Here is an 18,194-nt window from a genome sequence, read left to right on the forward strand (position 1 = left end):
CGAGGCGAGTGCGAGCCACCATCAGGGCAGCACCTCGTCAGGCAGCCCCGCGAGGCGCGACTGCAGCCCGTCCAGCCCACGCCGGACCATCGCCCCGTAGCCGTCATCGTCCAGAGAGGCCACTGCCGCGCGGGCCAGAGCCAGCTCACGAGCCGCGTCCTCCCGGCGCCCCTGCCTCAGGTAGCCGTCCCCGAGGTTGAGGTGCAGGCTCGGCGCGAACCCGGCCGCTCCCGGGACCCCGATCGGCTCCAGATCTGCATCGCTCACGCGCTGGAAGGCCGCCCAAGCCGCCTCGTCCCACGCCACCTCCGAGTCGAGTGACTCCTGGACGTCGGCGAGGAAGTGCGCGATGACGCAGCGCTGGGCCGGCAGGTCGGTTAGCTCCCACAGGGCACTGAGGCGTGCCCCGCCACCGCGCGATCCGTCGCCTGCGCGTCCTCGACCGCCGCGAGCACCTCCGGCCACTCGACCACTGGGTCAGGCGCCCGCGTCCGCGGACGCATCACTCGCCACCTCCACGGCGGTGGACCGGGACGCGGACCGGCGTCGCCACAGGTAGGTCGCCACGACCCCGAGCACCACCACGCCCAGCAGCACGGCGCCCGCGGTGCCGAACCACGACACCACCTGCTCGTAGGACTTGCCGGCGGCGAATCCCGCCGAGACGCTGCCGACGGCCCAGGACCCGGCACCCAACAGGTCCCAAGCGACGAACTTGGCATACGGCATACCCGAGATCCCGGCGAGCGACGGCATGATCGAACGCACGAAAGGCGTCCACCGACCCACGAAGACTGCCGGCCCACCGCGCAGGCGCAACCGCGCCTCGGCCTTCGCGAGCCGTCTGCGGCGGGCAGGGTTGGTCACGCGCCGGTGCAGCCGGGGACCGACGCGACGCCCCACGGCATACCCCACGTTGTCCCCGACCACGGCCGCGACGAGCACGACGATGAGCACCGAGATGATCGACGTGCGGCCCAGGGCTGCCGCGGCGCCGGCGAGCACCGCCACGGTCTCGCCGGGCATCACCATGCCGACGAGGAGGGCGCACTCGCCGAAGACGACCAGGCCCGCCACCGTGAGGATGATCCATGGGTCCTGGTCGAGCAGCGACGCCAGGAACTCGATCACCGGCGGTCCCCGAAGAAGTCGAGGAGCAGCCGGGACGCCTCGTCCTCGAGGACTCCCCCGACGACCTCGATGCGATGCGTCGCGCGCCGGTCACGCACGACGTCCCAGACCGAGCCGGTCGCCCCGAGCTTGGGGTCCCAGGCGCCAAGGACGATGCGCGAGACCCGGGCGAGCATCGCCGCCCCCGCGCACATCGGGCACGGTTCGAGGGTCACGACGAGGGTGCAGTCCTCGAGTCGCCAGGAGCCGGTATGCCGTGCTGCCGCCCGAAGTGCCACCACCTCGGCATGCGCCGTGGGGTCGGCGTCGACCTCGCGCAGGTTCCAGCCCTCGCCGATGACGGCGCCGCCGGGGTCGAGCACCACGGCGCCGACCGGCACGTCGCCCGCGCTCGCGGCACGGGAGGCGAGCTCGAGTGCGCGTCGCATCGGCCCGGCATACTCCGCACGCACGGGTGCGGGGAGCGGGACCGGGGGGAGGCCGGACACTGGTCCGGGGCGGGAGCTCACACGCTAAGTTTCACCCATGCGCGTACACGTTGCCGACCATCCGCTCATCGCACACAAGCTGACCTACCTGCGGGACAAGCGGACCGACTCCCCGACCTTCCGTCGGTTGGCAGAGGAGCTCATGACGCTGCTCGCCTACGAGGCGACGCGTGAGGTGCGGGTCGAGCCGTTCGAGATCGAGACGCCGGTGGCCCCCACGACGGGCATCAAGCTGTCCAACCCCAAGCCGCTCATCGTGCCCATCCTGCGCGCCGGTCTCGGCATGCTCGAGGGCATGGTGCGGCTCCTGCCCAGCGCCGAGGTCGGGTTCCTCGGCATGCAGCGCAACGAGGAGACGCTCGAGGCGATCACCTACGCGAACCGCCTCCCCGAGGACCTCTCCGGCCGCCAGGTCTATGTCCTCGACCCCATGCTGGCGACCGGTGGCTCGATGATCGACGCCATCCGCTTCCTGCTCGAGCGGGGCGCCGACGACATCACCGCGGTCACCCTGCTCGCGGCCCCCGAGGGCATCGCGGCGCTGGAGAAGTCACTCGCCGACGCGGGCGTGCCCGTCTCGCTCGTCACGGGGTCGATCGACGAGAAGCTCAACGAGCTGGGCTACATCGTGCCGGGGCTCGGTGACGCGGGAGACCGGCTCTACGGCGTCGTCTGAGAAGTCGGCACCGACACGCCGCCCAACCTCACGAGTCACACCAGTCACATCCGCCATCATGGGTGCTGCACTGTGCTTCCCCTTGCGCCTGCCCGCGTGAGCCCTTCCATCAGAGAGCGGACGTGTCCATGCCCCCGGTCAAGAAGATCGTCATGTGGCTAGTCGTGATCTTCCTGCTCTACGCCATCTTCACCTCTCCCACTGAAGCGGCGAACATCTTCGGCAGTGCGTGGGACGTCATCGCCAACGGCGTCAAGAACATCGGTCGGTTCTTCGACTCCTTGATCTCCCGGAGCTGACCTTGGCGGCCGGGCGCCTCGACCGCGAGCTGGAGCGCTACCTCGTGCCCGGCGAGCGCGTGGTCGCCGTCGTCCGTCAGCACTGGTTCTCGCAGCTGCGCCCGGGTGCCCTCTTCGTCGGGCTGCTCTTCCTCGCGACCTTCGTCGAGGCCGAGGCACCGCGCACCCGCTCGGGCGCCGCCCTGGCCAACTTCTTCTGGTATGCCGCGTTCGCCGGCGCTCTGTACCTCCTGTGGCGCTACCTCAACTGGCGCCACGACTGGTTCATCGCCACCGACAAGCGCTTCCTGCTCTTCTACGGGTTCATCCGCCGCAAGGTCGCGATGATGCCGCTCACCAAGGTCACGGACATGACCTTCGACCGCTCGGTCATGGGCCGCATCATCGGCTACGGCGCCTTCCTGCTGGAGTCGGCCGGGCAGGACCAGGCCCTCTCCCACATCGACTACGTCCCCAACGCCCAACGCCACTACCGCGCCATCTGCACGGTGCTCTTCGGCTCCGACGCCCCCCGTGACCCCGACGACGGCTGGACGGATGACGACGGCTGGACCGATGGCGACGGCTGGACCGATGACGACGGGGACGACGGCGGATGGGACGCCGGCGGAGGGCGGCCCGCGCCGCGCGGCCGCCGTGACCCGGGCCCCTCGGCCGATGCCCTCGGCGACGGTTGGCAGGACCACCGGGAGGACCAGCAGGCTGTGCAGGACCACCTCTGGCCCGACGGCGACGGAACGCAGGCTGACGGCATACAGACTCCCGTTCGAGAACGCACGGACCTCGCCCCGACTCACGAGACGCTCTACCAGAGCTCGGACCTCATCCGGGCCACCCGCTTGGAGGACACCGGCGAGATTCCGGTCATAAGGTCAGGACCACCAAGGCGAAATGGCCGACCGGGGCAACCAGGCCGACCCCGACGAAGGGATTCGCGATGAGCGTGTGGAGGACGAAGACGATCGAGCAGTCGATCGCCGAGGGTGACGAACCCGAGTACCAGCTCAAGAAACGCCTCAGCGCCCTCGACCTGACCGTCTTCGGTGTCGGTGTAGTCATCGGTGCCGGCATCTTCACCGTCGCCGGGCGCGCGGCCCACACGCTGGCCGGTCCGGCCATCCTCATCTCGTTCATCGTCGCCGCCACCTGCTGCGGGTTGGCGGCGCTCTGCTATGCCGAGTTCGCCTCTGCCATACCGGTATCGGGCTCGGCCTACACCTTCTCCTACGCCACGCTCGGCGAGCTCGTCGCCTGGATCATCGGCTGGGACCTCCTGCTCGAGCTCATGCTCGGCGCCGCCGTGGTCGCGCAGGGCTGGTCCGCCTACCTCGGCGTGCTGCTGGACCGGCTCGGGTTCACCATCCCCGAGGCAGTCGCCTACGGGTCGCACTTCGACCTCCCCGCCTTCGTGCTGGTCGCGGTGCTCACGCTCCTGGTGTCCATCGGCATCCAGGAGTCGATGCGGGTCAACCTGGTGCTCGTGGCGCTGAAGATCTTCATCGTCCTGTTCGTCATCTTCGCGGGCATCGGGTTCATCAAGACCGCGAACTACACCCCGTTCATCCCTGACGCGGTGCCGACCGAGGGCCCCTCGTCCACCCTGCAGGCCCCGCTCATCCAGACGATCTTCGGGCTCTCACCGTCGGCGTTCGGCATCGGCGGCATCCTCGCGGGCGCGTCGCTGGTCTTCTTCGCCTACATCGGCTTCGACGTCGTCGCCACCACGGCCGAGGAGGCGCGCAACCCCGCCAAGGACCTGCCCCGGGGCATCCTCGGCTCGCTGGTCATCTGCACGATCCTCTACTGCGCCGTCGCCATCGTCATGACCGGCATGGTGCGCTACGACAAGCTCTCGTCCGAGGCCTCGCTCGCCCAGGTCTTCGAGGACGTGGGGAAGCCGGCCTACGCGACCCTCATCGCCGCTGGTGCCGTGGCAGGCCTCACCACCGTCGTCATGACACTGCTCATCGGAAGCTCCCGCGTCGTCTTCGCGATGTCGCGCGACTGGCTGCTGCCCGCCGGCCTGGGCAAGACCAACCCCCGCACCGGCACCCCGGTCAGGATCACCGTCGGCATCGGCCTCATCGTCGCCCTGGTCGCCGCGCTCACGCCGGTCGGCAAGCTCGAGTACATGATCAACATCGGCACGCTCACGGCGTTCCTGCTCGTCTCGCTCGCCGTGCCGATCCTGCGCCGGCGCCGTCCCGACTTCCACCGCCCGTTCCGGGTGCCGTTCTCGCCGTGGCTGCCCTGGCTCTCGGCCGCGATCTGCACCTACCTCATGCTCACCCTGCCTCTGGAGACGTGGATCCGCTTCGCCATCTGGATGGCGCTCGGCTTCGCGATCTACTTCTTCTACGGCTACAAGCGCTCCCGGCTGGCCGTCGGCGCGCACGACGACGTGGCCACCGGCTCGGGCACGCCGCCGACCACGAGCAAACCCACCTCCCCCTGACGCCCCACCTTGTGCTCCCCATGCGGGAAGCTCGAGGGTCCGGCGGGCTTCTTTCCCTCCGGACCCTCACCTTTGCCTCCGGTCACCGCGACACCCCTGCCGTATGCCGTCACGCCGCGGCGATCGCTGAGCGCACCTTGGCCACCGCTGCCCCGCCACGCTCCAGATCGGCCCAGGTGAGCCGCACCACGACGTAGCCGAGTCGGCGCAAGGCGTCCTCGCGCTTCTTCTCCGCCCACAGCACCGCAGGATCGCCGGAGTCGTACTTCATCCGCCCGTCGAACTCGACGATGACGTTCGTGCCACGGACCAGGAAGTCGACCCTGCCCACGAGGTGGCCGGAGCGGTCACGGATCTCCACCTGGGGGTCGAGGACCAGCCCGGCGACACCCAGCACCACGGCGCAGCGAGACTCCCCGACGGACTCACGGCGCCCGTCGACGAAGCCCACCATCGCGAGCGCTCGGCTCCCGTGCCGCCACTGGGCCACGACCTCGGCCGCAGCCCTGAGCTCCTCCATGGTCACCGTGCCCTCGCGCAGCGCCTGGTCGGCACTCACGACGCCCTGGACGATCCCGTGGTCGACGGCGTGCTGCACCAGCGCGTCCCCCAGTGGCACGGCGGGTCCGAGCCCGGTGTCGACCGCCGGTTGACCTCTCCACCGGCGAACCCGGTAGGACGACAGCCCGATCGACCGGTCGATGGTGCGCAGCACCTGGACCTTGCCCAGGTCCGTGCCCCACACCGTCCCGCCATGGGCAAGTACCGCCGTGACGCTCGTGAGCGTCGCATCGTCCCAGAGAAGCGCCGTGCCTGTGGCCAAGGTCTTGTGCCAGGACTCGGGTGAGTCGGCGTCGACGAGCGACTGCACGGCATACAGGCCCCTGGCGGGATGGAGAAGCGACGCATCCTTCACCGCGTCCACCAGACCACACGGAGTCAGCCCGGCACGCAGGGCCTGACGCGTCGTGAACAGGCCGTGCTGCGAGGCGGCGAGGTCGATCAGGGCCGGTTCGAGAGGTGTCGTCATGCGTGCAGGATCGACGCCAGTTCTGGAGCCGCGCCAGAGTGACCTTGGGGTTCTGTGGACAACTCCGGCGGCAGGCCAGCCCTGTGGACAGCGGCGACCGGAGGGAACCTGGGGGACCGGAGGGTAATCAACCATCCGGTCGCCCAAGTTCCCGCATGGGGAGCAAAAGTTGGGACTCGGGCGGGTCAGAGGGCGGAGAGGATGTCGCTGACCCGCTCCTTGGCGTCCCCGAAGAGCATCTGCGAGTTGTCGCGGAAGAACAGCGGGTTCTGCACGCCCGCATAGCCCGTCGCCATCGACCTCTTGAAGACGATCACGTCCTTGGCGTTCCAGACCTCCAGCACCGGCATTCCGGCGATGGGCGACGTCGGGTCCTCGGCCGCAGCCGGGTTGACGGTGTCATTGGCGCCGATGACCAGGACGACGTCCGTGGACGCGAAGTCGTCGTTGACCTCGTCCATTTCGAGCACGATGTCGTAGGGCACCTTGGCCTCGGCCAGCAGCACGTTCATGTGCCCGGGCAGTCGACCTGCGACGGGGTGGATGCCGAAGCGCACGTCGACGCCCCTGTCTCGCAGCTGTTTGGTGAGCTCGGCAACGGGATACTGGGCCTGCGCGACGGCCATGCCGTAGCCGGGGGTGATCACGACCGACGACGCCTCGCGCAACAGGTCGGCCACACCCTCGGCGGTGATCTCGCGGTGCTCGCCGTAGTCCTTGTCCTCGCCGATCACGACCTCCTGGCCGAACCCGCCAGCAATGACCGACACGAACGAGCGGTTCATCGCCTTGCACATGATGTAGCTGAGGATCGCACCCGAGGCACCCACGAGCGCACCGGTGACGATGAGCAGGTCGTTGCCGAGCATGAAGCCGGCAGCGGCCGCGGCCCAGCCGGAGTACGAGTTGAGCATCGACACCACGACCGGCATGTCGCCGCCGCCGATGGAGGCGACGAGGTGCCAGCCGAAGACCAGCGCGATCACCGTCATGAGGAGCAGCGGCACGATCGAGTGCGACTGGATGAACCAGCCGAGCAGCAGCGCCGAGACCACCAGGGCCGCGAGGTTGAGCCAGTGCCGTGCGGGCAGCATCAGCGGCGTCGACTTCATCCGGGCCGACAGCTTGAGGAACGCCACGATCGAGCCGGTCAGGGTCACCGCACCGATGAACACCCCGAGGAAGACCTCGACGCTGTGGATCGTGTCGGACGAGTCGCCCACCGTGAGGTGGCTGTTGATGCCGACGAGCACCGCCGCGAGCCCGACGAAGCTGTGCAGCATCGCGACCAGCTCGGGCATCTGGGTCATCTCGACCTTGCGCGCCCGCCACAGCCCGATGGCCGCGCCGATCGCCATGGCCACCGCGATGAGCAGCAGCGTCGAGAGGGCGTGCGAGGACCGCGACAGGACGAGCCAGACGGTCGCGCCCAGGGCGATCACCATTCCGGTGACGCCGAAGGCGTTGCCCTCCTTGGCGCTCTCGTGCTTCGAGAGCCCAGCCAGGGACAGGACGAAAAGAACTGCAGAGACGATGTATGCCGCTGCCACCACGTTCGTTGTCATCGTCGCCTCAGTCCTTCCGGAACATCTCGAGCATGCGGCCGGTCACAGCGAAGCCTCCGAAGATGTTGATGCTGGCGACGAGGATCGCGAGGAACGCGATGGTCTTGACGACGAGGTCGTCGGAGTCGATCTGCAGCAGGCCGCCGACGACGATGATGCCGCTGATGGCGTTGGTCTCTGCCATGAGCGGCGTGTGCAGGGCGTGGGAGACGTTGGAGATGACGTAGAAGCCGACGATCACCGCGAGCGCGAACACCGTGAAGTGGCCGAGGAAGACCGCCGGGGACGCTGACGCGACGAGGGCGAAGACGAGCGCGCCGATGGCCATCCAGAGGTACTTCAGGCGGGGGTCGCGCGGCTTCTTCGGCTCCTTGGCCTGTGCCGTGGCGAGCGCTGCACTGGCCCCTGCGGCGCCACCAGGGGCCACAGCGGCAGACACCTGCACCGGGGGCGGCGGCCACATCACCTCCCCGTCGTGGACGACGGTCATGCCGCGCTGCACCTGGTCCTCGAGGTCGAGGGTGAACGTGCCGTCCTTCTCGGGGGTGACGAGCTTGAGCAGGTTGACGAGGTTGGTGCCGAAGAGCTGCGACGCCTGGGTGGGCAGCCGTCCCGGCAGGTCGGTGTAGCCCAGGATCGTCACCCCACCGGCGGTGACGACCTTCTGGTCGGGGACGGACCCGGCGACGTTGCCACCGTTGGCTGCGGCCATGTCGACGATGACCGAGCCCGGCTTCATCGACGCGACCATCTCCTCGTCGAGCAGCCTCGGGGCCGGCCTGCCGGGGATGAGGGCGGTGGTGATGACGATGTCGACGTCCTTGGCCTGCGCGGCATACAGCTCGACGGCCTTGGCGTTGAAGTCCTCCCCCGTCTCCTTGGCGTAGCCGTCGGCGGAGGGGCCGGTGTCCTCGACCTCGATCCGCAGGAACTGCGCGCCCATCGACTCGACCTGCTCGGCGACCTCGCTGCGCGCGTCGAAGGCCCGCACCACGGCGCCGAGCGAGCCCGCTGTGCCGATCGCAGAGAGCCCCGCCACGCCGGCGCCGATGACGAGCACCTTGGCCGGGGGCACCTTGCCCGCCGCCGTCACCTGCCCGGTGAAGAACGAGCCGAACTCGTGGGCCGCCTCGATGACGGCGCGGTAGCCGCCGATGTTGGCCATCGACGACAGCACGTCGAGGGACTGGGCCCGTGAGATGCGGGGCACCGCATCCATCGCGAGCGCCGTCACCCCACGCTCGGCGAGGGCCGACACCAGCTCCGGCTTGAGCGCGGGTGACAGCAGGCTGACGAGAGTCTGGCCCGGACGCAGCCGGTCCAGCTCCTCGGGCGAGGGCGCGTTGATCTTGAGGATGACATCGGTGTTCCACACCTCGCCCCCCACGACGTCGGCCCCGGCCGCGGCATAGGCCCCGTCCTCGAAGGTCGCGCGATGACCGGCGCCGGACTGGACGAACACGGCATACCCGAGTCCGATGAGCTGCTCGACAGTCTTGGGCGTGGCGGCCACGCGGGTCTCGCCGGCCAATGACTCCTGTGGCACACCGATGCGCACGGAGGACCTCCTCGTGGGGGACAGACGTTCGCCCGTGAACCTACTAGGGCGACCCCCTCTGCCGTGGAGGATGTGACTGCGACAACGGCCGCGTCGCGTTGCCCGCTCGCCCATCGGCACGGAAGTGGCGGCCTTGACTACGGTCAGGGGATGAATGAGGCGAAGCTGTGGATCGTCGGGGCGGCCGCGCTCGTGCTCGTCGTGTCGGCCCTGGTCTGGGTGCTGCGCCAGCGTGGAGACACCGAGGATCCAGCGCCGCTCACTGGTTACCGCCCACCGGAGGTTCTGGACGCCCAGGTGTCGCGAGGCAGCGGTGTGACGTTCGGAAGCGACTCCGCGCAGGACGCGGCCGTCGTCGACCAGACCATCCCCCTGAGCCGCCTCGGTGGCGCCGGATGGCGAGATGGCACCGACGTGCCCACCGAACCGACGACCGATGGGTATGCCGGCCCGTCACCGACCTGGGCCGAGGACGAGTCGGCAGACCGTCCGAACACGGACGAACCGCACGTCGAGGTCGACCAGACCATCCCCCGGTCCGCCCTGCGCGATGAGGTGGACCGGGAGCGCGGTGGTCACTGGTGAGGCCGCGGAGCCGCCTCGGCGGATCAGCTCTCTGAGGGGTTGAAGCCCGCGCGGCGGGCCGACTCCTCGTCGTAGAACCACACGTCGGGCTCGGCCGAGTCGTAGCCCTGCGAACCGGGGACACGGAACGTGTTGGTGTCGCGGTAGGCCTGGATCGGGTGGTCGGCCGGCTGCCCACGGTCCTCGAGGGGTGCCGCCGAGCCCACACCGTAGCCACCGTCGCGGATCTCGTCGACCCCGGAGATGCGCCGGCTCCAGCCACCGCCGACGGAGTCGCCTGACGGCTGCTCGTCACCCGCCATGCCGGCCCCCGGCTGCTCGTCGGCGCCGGACTGCTCGCCGGAGTCGGAGTCGGAGTCGACCGGATTGATCCGGTCGGTCCCATCGGGCCAGTGGGTGGCGTCACCGCGGTCGCCGTGGGTCTCGTCGTCGGTGCCGTCCGCGCGACCGGCGTCAGTGCCTTCCGCGCCACCGGCGTCGTCGCCCGCTGCAGCGTAACCTTCCGTGCCGGAGCCGGTTGCCGTCTCCCGGTCCTCCCACGTCTCCTCGGTGGTCGGCTCCTCACGACGGTCAGAGTCGGACGTCAACTCGTCGACGTCCTCGCCGCCCCGCTCCTCACTTCGGAACGCCTCGTGGGCACCGGTGCCGGTGGAGCCGTCACGGGCCGACGTGGAGTCCTCCTGAGCCAGGTCGTCGCGCGAGCCCTCGTAGGCCGACGCGCGTCCCTCGTCGTCGGACGTGTCGTGAGCCGAGGACTCGCCCATCCCCGCTGACTCAGCGGGAAGCGGCTCCGTCGAGGCGTAGTCCTCGACGTCGGTGATCATGACGGCCTCGCCGTCGGACGCCCCTCTGTCAGAGGCCAGGTCATGGGTGCCGCGGTCGTCCGCGTCTGCTCGCCCGGCGTCCGTTCGCTCGTCATCTGTCGTGGCGCCGGCCGTCGTCCGCTCGTCGCTGACGAAGCGATCGTCCTCGGAGGCGGCGTCCTGCCGACCGAGGTCGTCGCGCGACCCCTCGTCGGTCGCTCTCCGGGCCTCGTCGTCGGACCGGTCGAGGGAGTCCGACTTTTCCGCCCGGCCAGACTCGGCGGGCAGCGGCTCCGTCGAGGCGTAGTCCTCGACGTCGGTGATCATGACGGCCTCGCCGTCCGAGGCTGCGCCCCGGGTGCCGCGCTCGTCGCTGTTGAGGGTCGCGTCGTTGGCGGAGGCGTCGTCATCCGACCTCACGTCGTCCCGCGTCGTGTCGTCCTGGGTCATGTCGTCACGCATCCCTTCGTCGTCCGAGCTGGCGCGCCCGGTGTCGTTGGTGCTCTCATTCCTGTCGTAGTCCCACTCGGTGGAGCCGCCGGACTCGCTCCGCGATGCAGAGCGCTCGACGTCAACCTCATGGGCGTGGTCGCTGAAGTCGGCGCCGGATGCCAGGCGCGAGGCCGCCTCCTCGTCGGTCACGTTGCCGCGTGTTGCGGCATACGCGCTTCCGACAGCCGCAGCTCCGGCAGCGGTGGCCGCAGCTCCGCTCCCCCCCGAACCCTCCTCATCGTCGCGCGCGCGGTCACGGTTCGAGTCGCGGGCCAGCTCCGGGTCGGTCTGTGTCCCGGGAGCGCTCTCGATGCGAGAAGCGTTGTCCGACAGGGCAGCCGGGACGGGCCTGTGTGTCCGCGTCTCGTCGAGGGGACGCACGTCGTCGTCGAGGTCCTCCGGCAGAGGGCGGGGGTCGTCCTTGGCGACCTCAACGTCCGGGTCAAGCTCGTCGGCGCGGCGCAGCTCGGCCTCGTGGGCCCGGCGCGAGCGCTCCAGCTCATCCCGGTGCTGACGAGCCTCCTCCTCGGCGCGCTGAGCCTCGCGAGCGCTGAGCTCGGCCTGACGGGCGCGTTCCTCGGCCTCCTGCCGTGCGGTCGACGCACGCTCGTCCGCCTGCTGGGCGAAGTTCTCCTGACCGCGAAGCACGCCTCCACGCTGCTCGGCCTCGGCCCGGATGGTGGCGGCCTCAGCGCGCTGCTCGTCGAGCTTGCGCTGCTTGTTCCTCGAGAAGAGCCACCACAGCAGGAAGAGCACGGCGAGGATGACGAGGACTCCGATGACGTACTTCATTGCGTGCGCTCCTGAGGATCGACATCGGGTGCTGCAGGCACCCTCGTGACCCCAAACTACCGTTCGACCTGCGCAATGTGGGCGGAGTTGCGGCGTTGCTTGAGGCCGCCGTCGGGCGTCAGTCCGAGCTGCTCAGACCCAGCTCGTTCACGGTGATCTCGCGCATCTCGACCTTGCGCACCTTGCCCGTCACGGTCATGGGGAAGTCCTCGACGATGCGCACGTAGCGGGGCACCTTGTAGTGGGCGAGCTTGCCCGTGGCGAACGCTCGCACGGTCTCGGCAGTGAGGGGCTCGGCGCCCTCGCGCATGCGGATCCACGCCGCGAGCTCCTCGCCGTACTTCGGGTCCGGCACACCGATCACCTGGGCGTCGAGAATGTCCGGATGGGTGTAGAGGAACTCCTCGATCTCACGGGGGTAGATGTTCTCGCCGCCGCGGATCACCATGTCCTTGATCCGCCCGGTGATCTGCAGGAAGCCCTCGTCGTCCATGACGGCGAGGTCACCCGTGCGCATCCACCCGTCGACCAGTGCCTCGGCGGTCTTGTCGTCCTGACCCCAGTAGCCCAGCATCACCGAGTAGCCCTTGGTCCAGAACTCACCGGCCTCGCCGTGAGGCAGCGTCTCGAGTGTCACCGGGTCGACGACCTTGACCTCGAGGTGCGGAGTCACCTGACCGACGGTGCCGACCTTGCGGTCGAACGGGTCGTCGGTGCGCGTCTGTGTCGAGACCGGCGACGTCTCGGTCATGCCGTAGGCGATCGTCATCTCGTCGATGCCGGATGCGATGAGCTTCTTCATCACCTCTGCGGGACAGGGCGAACCGGCCATGATCCCGGTGCGGACGGAGCTGAGGTCGTAGTCGCCGAAGTCGGGCAGCGCCCACTCGGCGATGAACATCGTGGGGACGCCGTAGAGGCTCGTGCACCTCTCGTCGGCGGTCGCAGCGAGGGTCAGCCGCGGGTCGAACCCCGGTGCAGGGATGACCATGCACGCACCGTGGCTGGTCGCCGCGAGGTTGCCCATGACCATGCCGAAGCAGTGGTAGAACGGCACCGGGATGCAGATCCGGTCCTCCTGCGTGTAGCGGCACATCTCGCCCACGAGGTAGCCGTTGTTGAGGATGTTGCGGTGGCTGAGCGTGGCGCCCTTGGGGAATCCCGTTGTCCCCGAGGTGTACTGGATGTTGATCGGGTCCTCCGGAGCCAGCTCCGCCCCGACGAGCGCCAGCCGTTCCTCGCTCACGCCGCCAGCGAGGGCGACGAGGTCGTCCCAGCTGTGCTGCCCGATGACCCAGACGTCCTCCAGGTCGGGGCACTCGTGCCGGACCTCCTCGATCATCGAGACGTAGTTCGACGCCTTGAACGATGCTGCGGTGAACAGGCCGCGAATGCCCGCCTGCCCGAGGACGTAGCGCAGCTCGTGGGAGCGGTATGCCGGGTTGATGTTGACGAGGATGACGCCCACCTTGGCCGTCGCGAACTGCACCACCGTCCACTGGGCACAGTTGGGCGCCCAGATGCCGACGCGGTCACCCTTGTCGTAGCCCGCAGCCAGCAGCGCTCTGGCGAGCCGGTCCACCTCCGCACCGAACGCGGCATACGACCACCGAAGTCCCTGGGCACAGTCGACCAGCGCCTCGCGGTCGCCGTGCACGGCAATCGTCGCGTCGAGGTTGGCGCCGATCGTCTGCTCGAGCAGCGGTGGCTCGTGGGGGCCGGCCGAGTGCGACAGGGTCTCGTGCAGCGTGCTGGTCATGAGTGGTGGCGATCCTTCTTCCCGGTGACGGTCCGAACGTACCCCGCGATCGTGCCTCGTGGGTATGGTCGCTGCCATGGATGAACGCGAAGGTGACGCCATCCCCGACGGTGCTGTGGTCGTCGGGATCGGGAACAGCGACCGCGACGCCGAGTGCCTCGCCTGGGCCGGCCACTCCGCCCAGCGCTCGGGCAGCCCACTGCACATCCTGCACGCCCACGACCTCAGCGCCGAGCTCGCCGCCATCGACCCCGTCGCGGGCAACGCCATCTCCCTCGGTCCGGACGGCGACCTCGGCAACACCCGGCTGCTCGACGACACCGTCGCCGCCGCGCGTGAGCGCTGGCCCGATGTCCGGGTGACCGGCAGCCAGCCGTTCGTGCGCCCCGAACAGGCTCTCATCGACGCCTCGCGCAGCGCGCGGCTCGTCGTGGTCGGCGCGGCGCGAGAGAGCGTCCTGCAGCGCTTCGGTCTCGGTCGTCCGGCGCTGTCCGCTGCCATGCACGCGAAGTGCCCGGTCGTCATCGTTCCCCAGGGCTCGCGCGCCGACGCCGAGGGTCCGGTCGTCGTGGGGATCGACGGCTCGACGCACAGCCAGGCCGCCGCCGAACGCGCCTTCTGGATCGCAGACCTGCGCCGCGTCCCACTCATCGCCATCACCACGTGGAACGTCGAGGTGGTCGACGGCGTGGTCGTCACGACGCCAGGCACGGATGCGTGGAACGCCGTCGAGGCGAAGTACCGCGCAGTCGCCGACAAGGTGGTCGAGCCGCTGAGGACGCGCTACCCCGAGGTCGACTGCACGGTCGAGGTCCTGCGCTCCTCGCCTGCCAAGGCCATCGTGGAGCGCTCGGCGGATGCTGGGCTGATCGTCATGGGCACACGTGGCCGCGGCGGCTTCAGGGGCATGTTGCTGGGCTCGGTGAGCCAGCAGGTCCTCGAGACGGCGACCTGTCCCATGATGGTCGTCCACGCACCGTCGGTGAGCTGATCCCGGCGTGCCCCACCGCAGCGATCGCGACCGCTTCCTCGGGCGCATCGCCGGCGTCGGCTCGACGTCCGGGACCCGGGTCGTGGTCGGGGCCTGGTCGTCCTCCCCACTGGGCACCTTCGCCGACGCCATGGTCGAGACCCGCTCCGGTCACCGGGTGCTGCTCGCCCCGCGCGACGCGGTGGTCGACTATGTCAGCGCCACCTACACCTTCGACGAGGTGCGTGTGGAACCGTTGTCCTGCACGGCTGGTGAGCGCGGCTGGACGTTGCGGTCCGACTCGCTCTCGCTCGACCTGACGGTCGGATCCCGTATGCCGTTGGGCTGGTTGCTGCACTCCCTTCCCCGTCCGCTGAGCGCCAGCCCCTCGTGGGCGCGCGTCGTGGACCCTGTCGCCCGCGTCGTGCTCCCCGGGGTGCGCACCGTCGGGACCGCACGCGAGGGCCGGCGTGAGTTCTATGGTGCCTCCGACCTGCACCGGGTGACGGCGGTCCGGGGTCGCTTCGACGGGCAGGAGCTCGGAGACCTCGCTGCGATCGACCCGCCCGCTTGCTTCGGCTTCTCGTCGACCCCGAGGACCCCGTCGGTGACCGAGGTCGTGACCACGGTGGTCCGGTCCGCAGCGTTGCCCCGCTGAGGTCCGTGACCACTTCACCTGCGGCCGGCGCCCTGTTAACTTCACGGAGATGACCCGCATGACCACACGCTCGGACCGCTCGTCCCACCGTTCCCCCGACCTGCGTGCCCTGGCGCTCTCGCTGATCCAGCCGGGTTTCGTCGGGCTGACGCCACCGGACTGGCTGCTGCGCGAGCTCGACCTCGGGCTGGGAGGGGTCGCCCTGTTCGCCCGCAACATCGACACCCTCGACCAGGTGGCGGAGCTGACGGCCGGCATCCACGCTGCGAACCCACGCACGCTCGTCGCCATGGACGAGGAGGCCGGTGACGTCACCCGCATGGAGCACTCGACCGGTTCGTCGTGGCCGGGCAACCTTGCCCTGGGGATGCTGGACGACGTGGTGCTCACCGAGGCGGTGGCGCGCGAGATCGGGGTGATGCTCGACGGGGTGGGTGTCGACCTCGACTACGCGCCCGTGGCGGACGTCAACAACAACCCGGACAACCCCGTCATCGGCGTTCGCAGCTTCGGGTCCGATCCGGCCGTCGTGGCCCGGCACACCGGAGCGTGGGTGCGAGGGCTGCAGTCCGCCGGGGTCCTGGCGTGCACCAAGCACTTCCCCGGACACGGCGACACCTCGGTGGACAGCCACCTGGGCCTGCCGGAGGTGGACTTCATCTCGCCGGAGGACGCTGTGCTGCACCCGTTCCGGGCGGCGATCGACGCCGGGACGGCGTCCGTGATGACGGCGCACATCGTCGTCCGAGGACTCGACGACCGACCCTCCACGCTGTCGCGCAAGGTCCTCGTGGACCTCCTGCGGGGCTCGCTCGGGTTCCGCGGCCTCGTCGTCTCCGACGGCATGGAGATGGGCGGCATCACACGTGCGATGAGCATCCCCGAGGGATGCGTCCTCGCCGTGGGTGCCGGGGTCGACCTGCTCTGCATCGGTGGAGACCTCGCCGACGAGGATGCGGTTCTCGACGTCGCCGACGCGCTCGTCCAGGCCGTTCACGACGGCCGGCTCGAGGAGTCGCGCCTCGCCGAGGCGTCCGCGCAGGTCGGGGGCGCCGCGGACGAGCGCACTCGGCTGCGCAGGTCAGCCGCCTCCGCTGTCGCCCCCGAGGGTCACAACCCTGCGGGTGTCGAGGCAGCGCGGCGAGCAGTCGTCGTCAACGGCCCGATCCACAGGGCCGCCTCCACGCAGGCACCCACGGTCGTCGAGCTCGCCGCACCGAGCAACATCGCCGTCGGTGACGACACCCAGAGCGGCATTGCGGCAGCAGTGGCCCGCCGCTGGCCCGGGACGGGCACCACCAGGGTGATCACGGAACGCGAGCTGCTCGGCGCCCTGCCACCGGTCGGCAGTGAGGGGCCCGTGTGGGTCTGCGTGCGCGACCCGCACCGCCACGACTGGATGGTGCCGGCGCTGGCCGCGCTGCTCTCCGCCCGGCCCGACGCAGTCGTGATCGAGACGGGCTGGCCCGGGTGGACGGCACCCGAGGGCACGACGCACGTCGTCACGTTCGGCGCGGCCCGGGTCACGGCGGAGCACGTCGTCGACCTCCTCGCCTGAGCACGACTTCGCCGGACAAGTTCTCACCTCGCGGCACGGCGGACGTCAGGCGAGGTGAGAGGAACCCACTTCAGGCGGGAAAGGTGAGGTGCGGGGGGCGAAACAGGTGAGCGGACGGCATACGCCGTCTGACAGCATGCGTGCATGCGCCCGATCGTCCAGAGCAAGAAGCTGCAGCACGTCCGCTACGACGTGAGGGGACCGATCCTCGTCGAGGCTCAGCGGCTCGAGGCCGAGGGGCACAAGATCCTCAAGCTCAACATCGGCAACACGGCGCCGTTCGGGTTCGAGGCTCCCGAGGCCATCGTCGCCGACATGATCCACAACCTGCCGGACGCACAGGGCTACAGCGACTCGCGCGGTATCTACAGCGCGCGGACCGCAGTGGCGCAGTACTACCAGTCGCGAGGCCTCACCGACACGGTCGTCGACGACGTCTACATCGGCAACGGTGTCTCCGAGCTCATCTCGATGGTGCTGCAGGCGTTCGTCGACGACGGCAACGAGATTCTCATCCCGGCTCCGGACTATCCCTTGTGGACGGGCGCGGTGTCGTTGTCCGGCGGCACGCCCGTGCACTACCGATGCGACGAGGAGAACGGGTGGAACCCGGACCTCGACGACATCGAGTCCAAGATCACGCCGAACACGCACGCCCTCGTCGTCATCAACCCCAACAACCCGACGGGCGCGGTCTACTCCGAGGAGACGGTGCGGGGGCTCGTCGACATCGCGCGGCGGCACGACCTCGTCCTCATGGCCGACGAGATCTACGAGAAGATCCTCTACCCGACCGAGGCGGTCACGCCGCTCCACCACCACGTCGCGACCTTCGCCGCCGACGACGTCCTCTGCCTCACGTTCAGCGGCCTGTCGAAGGCGTACCGGGTCTGTGGCTATCGCGCCGGCTGGGTCATGGTGTCGGGTCCGAAGCACCTGGCTGAGGACTTTCTCGAGGGCCTGACGTTGCTCGCCAACATGCGCATGTGCGCCAATGTGCCTGCGCAGCACGCGATCCAGACGGCTCTCGGTGGCTACCAGTCGATCACCGAGCTCATCGTCCCGGGCGGTCGGTTCTTCGAGCAGATCAAGCTCGCCAACCGCCTCCTCAACGAGATCCCGGGCGTCTCGTGCGTCGAGCCTCAGGGTGCGCTCTACTGCTTTCCGCGCCTGGACCCGGAGATGTACCCCATCGAGGACGACGAGAAGTTCGTCATCGACCTGCTGCGTGCCAAGAAGATCCTCGTCACGCACGGCACCGGCTTCAACTGGTTCGAGCCGGACCACTTCCGGTTGGTCACGTTGCCGGACACCGAGGTCCTCACGGAGGCGATCGGCCGCATCGCCGAGTACCTCGAGACGATCCGCCGCTGAC

17 protein-coding genes are annotated in these 18,194 nt (G+C 69.5%); 9 read left to right on the plus strand and 8 right to left on the minus strand.

Annotated features, from left to right (window positions below; all coding sequences use genetic code 11):
• Positions 1–21: 21 nt before the first annotated feature.
• Genes ASG74_RS08850 through tadA form a run of 3 tightly spaced genes read right to left on the minus strand, consistent with a single transcriptional unit; the run spans position 22 to position 1,559 of the window.
• Complete coding sequence (locus tag ASG74_RS08850) at positions 22–465, minus strand: hypothetical protein (protein WP_156465336.1); 444 nt, start codon at positions 463–465, stop codon at positions 22–24.
• Positions 466–477: 12 nt separating this feature from the next.
• Positions 478–1,131 carry a DedA family protein gene (locus ASG74_RS08855; RefSeq protein ID WP_056141634.1) on the minus strand — a complete coding sequence of 218 codons (654 nt, stop codon included), beginning with the start codon at positions 1,129–1,131 and terminating at the stop codon, positions 478–480.
• Positions 1,128–1,559 (minus strand): tRNA adenosine(34) deaminase TadA, encoded by a 432-nt coding sequence (gene tadA / locus ASG74_RS08860; protein WP_056143404.1) that lies wholly within the window; start codon positions 1,557–1,559, stop codon positions 1,128–1,130. Before tadA ends, ASG74_RS08855 begins: the two co-directional genes overlap by 4 nt.
• 97 nt (positions 1,560–1,656) lie before the next feature.
• On the opposite strand from tadA, the gene upp reads away from it, so the two are divergent.
• The 4 genes from upp (at position 1,657) to ASG74_RS08875 (ending at position 5,049) form a co-directional block, all read left to right on the plus strand.
• Positions 1,657–2,295, plus strand: coding sequence for a uracil phosphoribosyltransferase (gene upp / locus ASG74_RS08865; RefSeq protein ID WP_056141637.1), 639 nt, complete (start codon positions 1,657–1,659; stop codon positions 2,293–2,295).
• A 122-nt stretch (positions 2,296–2,417) separates the two neighbouring features.
• Entirely contained in the window at positions 2,418–2,594 is a 177-nt protein-coding gene (locus tag ASG74_RS17430) for a hypothetical protein (RefSeq protein WP_200942555.1), read from the plus strand.
• A gap of 2 nt (positions 2,595–2,596) precedes the next feature.
• Entirely contained in the window at positions 2,597–3,535 is a 939-nt protein-coding gene (locus tag ASG74_RS08870; RefSeq protein ID WP_056141640.1) for a PH domain-containing protein, read from the plus strand.
• Positions 3,532–5,049: an APC family permease gene (locus tag ASG74_RS08875; RefSeq protein WP_056141643.1), complete on the plus strand. Its 1,518-nt coding sequence runs from the start codon at positions 3,532–3,534 to the stop codon at positions 5,047–5,049. The genes ASG74_RS08870 and ASG74_RS08875 overlap by 4 nt, the downstream gene beginning before the upstream one ends.
• Positions 5,050–5,158: 109 nt before the next feature.
• Here the strand turns inward: ASG74_RS08875 and ASG74_RS08880 are convergent, their stop codons facing one another.
• The 3 genes from ASG74_RS08880 to ASG74_RS08890 all read right to left on the minus strand — a co-directional run bounded on the left by ASG74_RS08880 (position 5,159) and on the right by ASG74_RS08890 (position 9,202).
• Positions 5,159–6,079, minus strand: coding sequence for a type IV toxin-antitoxin system AbiEi family antitoxin domain-containing protein (locus ASG74_RS08880; RefSeq protein WP_056141651.1), 921 nt, complete (start codon positions 6,077–6,079; stop codon positions 5,159–5,161).
• Positions 6,080–6,264: 185 nt separating this feature from the next.
• Positions 6,265–7,644: a Re/Si-specific NAD(P)(+) transhydrogenase subunit beta gene (gene pntB / locus ASG74_RS08885; protein ID WP_056141654.1), complete on the minus strand. Its 1,380-nt coding sequence runs from the start codon at positions 7,642–7,644 to the stop codon at positions 6,265–6,267.
• 7 nt (positions 7,645–7,651) lie between these two features.
• Positions 7,652–9,202, minus strand: coding sequence for a Re/Si-specific NAD(P)(+) transhydrogenase subunit alpha (locus tag ASG74_RS08890; protein ID WP_056141657.1), 1,551 nt, complete (start codon positions 9,200–9,202; stop codon positions 7,652–7,654).
• 150 nt (positions 9,203–9,352) lie between these two features.
• Between ASG74_RS08890 and ASG74_RS08895 the strand changes: the two genes are divergently transcribed.
• Positions 9,353–9,787, plus strand: a complete 435-nt coding sequence (locus tag ASG74_RS08895) for a hypothetical protein (RefSeq protein ID WP_056141660.1) — start codon at positions 9,353–9,355, stop codon at positions 9,785–9,787.
• Positions 9,788–9,810: 23 nt separating this feature from the next.
• Here ASG74_RS08895 and ASG74_RS08900 read toward each other — a convergent pair whose 3' ends face one another.
• Together ASG74_RS08900 and ASG74_RS08905 are read right to left on the minus strand one after the other, a co-directional pair.
• Positions 9,811–11,874, minus strand: coding sequence for a sunset domain-containing protein (locus ASG74_RS08900; protein ID WP_056141663.1), 2,064 nt, complete (start codon positions 11,872–11,874; stop codon positions 9,811–9,813).
• Between the two features lie 118 nt (positions 11,875–11,992).
• Complete coding sequence (locus tag ASG74_RS08905; RefSeq protein WP_056141666.1) at positions 11,993–13,633, minus strand: AMP-binding protein; 1,641 nt, start codon at positions 13,631–13,633, stop codon at positions 11,993–11,995.
• A gap of 76 nt (positions 13,634–13,709) precedes the next feature.
• Between ASG74_RS08905 and ASG74_RS08910 the strand changes: the two genes are divergently transcribed.
• From ASG74_RS08910 to ASG74_RS08925, 4 genes are all read left to right on the plus strand, one after another.
• The gene (locus ASG74_RS08910; protein ID WP_235498869.1) at positions 13,710–14,624 is read left to right on the plus strand and encodes a universal stress protein; all 915 of its coding nucleotides are present in this window, start codon (positions 13,710–13,712) and stop codon (positions 14,622–14,624) included.
• A 7-nt stretch (positions 14,625–14,631) separates the two neighbouring features.
• Positions 14,632–15,261, plus strand: a complete 630-nt coding sequence (locus ASG74_RS08915; protein ID WP_056141671.1) for a hypothetical protein — start codon at positions 14,632–14,634, stop codon at positions 15,259–15,261.
• 58 nt (positions 15,262–15,319) lie between these two features.
• A complete protein-coding gene (locus ASG74_RS08920; RefSeq protein WP_056143406.1) occupies positions 15,320–16,819 on the plus strand; it encodes a glycoside hydrolase family 3 protein in 1,500 nt (499 codons plus the stop codon).
• A gap of 144 nt (positions 16,820–16,963) precedes the next feature.
• Positions 16,964–18,193, plus strand: coding sequence for a pyridoxal phosphate-dependent aminotransferase (locus ASG74_RS08925; RefSeq protein ID WP_056141674.1), 1,230 nt, complete (start codon positions 16,964–16,966; stop codon positions 18,191–18,193).
• Position 18,194 lies beyond the last annotated feature (1 nt).

It is taken from the genome of Knoellia sp. Soil729, from assembly GCF_001427985.1.
In the GTDB taxonomy this organism is placed as follows: Bacteria; Actinomycetota; Actinomycetes; order Actinomycetales; family Dermatophilaceae; genus Knoellia.